Raw genomic sequence first — 2,913 nt, 5'->3', positions numbered from 1 at the left:
CTCACTGTTCTTGCTATCCAGTGATACCGCCCGGTCAGCGGCCTCCCGCCCACTAGCCCGGATTATTCATGAGCGGAGCTATTTCTGGTTGGCGAACGTAGCTTAAACTACTGATTCAGTGTAGAGAATGGTTGCTTACACGACCCTCTGACACCGGACAGAAAGTGCCACGCCCGCCATTATCGACGATAGCGTTGTTCCTTTTGGATTCCCAGCCATCTGCCGCAAGAAGGTAACCGCAGCTTTCGATGGTGGGCGGCTGACGTCGGACGGCGGGGTGCTGTTGCTGGCCCAAGCGGAGCGGCGGATGGGCATTGCCGGGCGTCTGGCCAGCTGCATTGCCGACCCCCGGGACCAGAGCCGGGTCGTCCATGGTCTGGGCGACATCCTGCAGGCACGGATGTTGGCGATCGCCTGCGGCTATGAGGATGCCGACGACCTCGATACGCTGCGCCACGATCCCGGCTTCAAGCTGGCGGCGGGCAAGCTGCCCGGCGCGGCTGTCGGCCTCGCCAGCCAACCGACGATGAGCCGCTGGGAGAACGCACCGACGACGCGCGAACTGGTGAAGATGATGGGCGTCATGGTCGATATCTACTGCGCCAGCTATCCCGCCCCGCCCGCAGCGGTGACGCTCGACATCGACGAGACGGTCGACGTCGTCCACGGCGGCCAGCAACTGTCGTTCTGGAATGGTCACTACGGGACACGCTGCTTCCTGCCGATCCACGTTTACGACACCGTGACAGGGCGACCGGTGGCGATGTTGCTGCGCGCCGGTAAAACGCCGTCGGGGGCCGAGATGGCCGGCCATGTGCGCCGCCTGATCCGGCGCATCCGGCGCCATTGGCCCAGGACCCGGATCACGCTGCGCGGCGACGGCCATTATGGCCGGCCCGAGATCATGACGTGGTGCGAGACCAACAAGGTCGATTATGTGTTCGGCCTTCCCGGCAACCGGATGCTGCACGCCGATCCTGCCATTGTCGGCGTGGCCGATGCGGTCTGCATCGACCGCGCCACAAGGGGATGGCCGGTCCTGCGCCGCTATACCGAGACCCGCTATGCGGCAAAGAGCTGGGGCACGACGGGCCGGCGCGTTGTGGCGCGCATCGAGGCCAGCACCATGGGGCTTGATATCCGCTATGTCGTCACCTCGCTCCAGACTGGCTCGGCCGAGCGGATCTACGACACGCTCTACTGCGCCCGCGGCCAGGCCGAGAACCTCATCAAGATGCACAAGGCCCAGCTGAAGAGCGACCGCACCTCGTGCCGTTCCGCCAATGCCAACCAGATGCGGCTGATCCTCCACACCGCCGCCTACTGGCTGATGTGGACCGTGCGCCAGGCGCTGCCGGAAACCGCCGTCCTCAGGACTGCCGAGTTCGCCACCATCCGCCTGCGGCTGATCAAGGTCGCGGCCCGGGTCATCGAAACTGCCAGCCGTGTCCGCATCGCCTTCGCCTCGGCCTGTCCCGATGCCGACATCTTCCGGCATATAGCCCGCGCCCTCAAACCCGCGCCGACCTGACCGGCGCGGCAGTGCCGCAGATCCATCCACCCCGCCCACAAACCCCGCAAACCTCTCGGCCAAACGCGAGGCACCAGGCGCAACGGACCAGATCGTGCGCGCAAAACCGCACACCGCCGCCGTGTCCGATCACGCCATCACGCAGCGGCCCGGTGAATCAGAGAGGCTAGAGCGTTTTCCGATCAGTATGCATCATAGCCTGCGGCGGTGAAGTAGTTGGCGCATTCGGTGGGGGTGAAGGCGTCGAGGCTGTCGCCGATGACCCGCCAGAGGTGCTCGACGGTGCGCGCGGCGGCTTTGCGGAGCAGGGCTTTGAGCTTGGAGAAGGCGTTCTCGATCGGGTTGAAGTCGGGTGAGTACGGCGGGAGGAACAGCAACCTCGCGCCGGCCGCCTCGATCGCGTGGCGGACCGCGACGCCCTTGTGCGCGGGCAGGTTGTCGAGGATCACGACATCGCCGGGCTTGAGCGTGGGGACGAGGACGTGCTCGGCGTAGGCGAGGAACCATTCGCCGGTCATCGGGCCATCCAGCACCATCGGCGCGGTCATCCCGGTCAGCCGCAAAGCGCCGACGAAGGTGGTCGTCTTCCAGTGCCCGTGCGGCAAGCTCGACCGCAGCCGCTCGCCGCGCGGCGCCCGGCCATGCCGACGGGCCATCTTGGTGTTGGCACCGGTCTCGTCGATGAACACGAGAGTGTGCGGGTCGAGGTCGAGCTGCCCCTCGAACCACGCCTCGCGCCGTATCAGGACATCGGGACGATCCTGCTCGGCCGCGTGCCCGGACTTTTTTTGAGCGTGATCCTGCGACGCGCGAAGAACCGCCAAAGCGTGGCGATCCCGACGCTGACGCCGCGCCCGGCCAGAAGCTCGCGCAGTTCGGCGAGCGTGATGTCCGACTGCTTCGCCACCGCATCGAGGATCACCCCGGCATGCGCCTCGATCCGGCCCGAGCGCCGGTCGCCGCCCTGCCGCCTGGGCGTGGCATGGCCGGAACGCCGGGCCAGCGCATGCCAGCGGATCGCACTCGAAACGCTGACCCCGAACCGAGCCGCCGCCTGGCGGCGCGACACCCCGCCATCGATTACCGCGATCACCCGTTCACGAAGGTCCACAGACAGAGACTTGGCCATGCATGCCAGCCTCCTTCGCCAGCATGCAGTTTGAATCACATCAGAACCGCTTTGGGAATCCCCGACGAGTCAGTCAGCTCGAAATCTGCTCTAGCGGTTTACGCGTCGTTAACCGATTGCTGCGAAGGTGGCGCAATGAACACCTTGCGCCAGATCGATCCCACCGAACTCGGCCGCCTCGCGATTGTCTGGGGCTGTGCGTTGGCGCTGGCGCTGGCCGGTGCGTCAGTTCCGGCCTAGATTTTTTTAAACC

The 2,913-nt window shown here is 65.8% G+C and carries 2 protein-coding genes; one reads left to right on the top strand and one right to left on the bottom strand.

Features of this window, described 5'->3' with window-relative positions; genetic code table 11:
- Window positions 1-178 precede the first annotated feature (178 nt).
- Window positions 179-1,531 (top strand): IS1380 family transposase, encoded by a 1,353-nt coding sequence (locus tag ACSLE4_RS04880; protein ID WP_435903354.1) that lies wholly within the window; start codon window positions 179-181, stop codon window positions 1,529-1,531.
- Between the two features lie 182 nt (window positions 1,532-1,713).
- Here the strand turns inward: ACSLE4_RS04880 and ACSLE4_RS04875 are convergent.
- Window positions 1,714-2,660, bottom strand: a protein-coding gene (locus ACSLE4_RS04875) for an IS630 family transposase (RefSeq protein ID WP_435903353.1) whose coding sequence is annotated in 2 segments (ribosomal slippage) — window positions 1,714-2,324 and window positions 2,324-2,660 — 948 coding nt in all. Because the reading frame shifts where the segments join, the coding sequence is not laid out codon by codon here.
- Between the last annotated feature and the right edge of the window lie 253 nt (window positions 2,661-2,913).

This window comes from Methyloceanibacter sp., from assembly GCF_051306395.1.
Classification (GTDB): Bacteria; Pseudomonadota; Alphaproteobacteria; order Rhizobiales; family Methyloligellaceae; genus Methyloceanibacter.
Note: the sequence above shows the minus strand (reverse complement) of the source record. Positions and strands in the feature narration are given on the sequence as shown.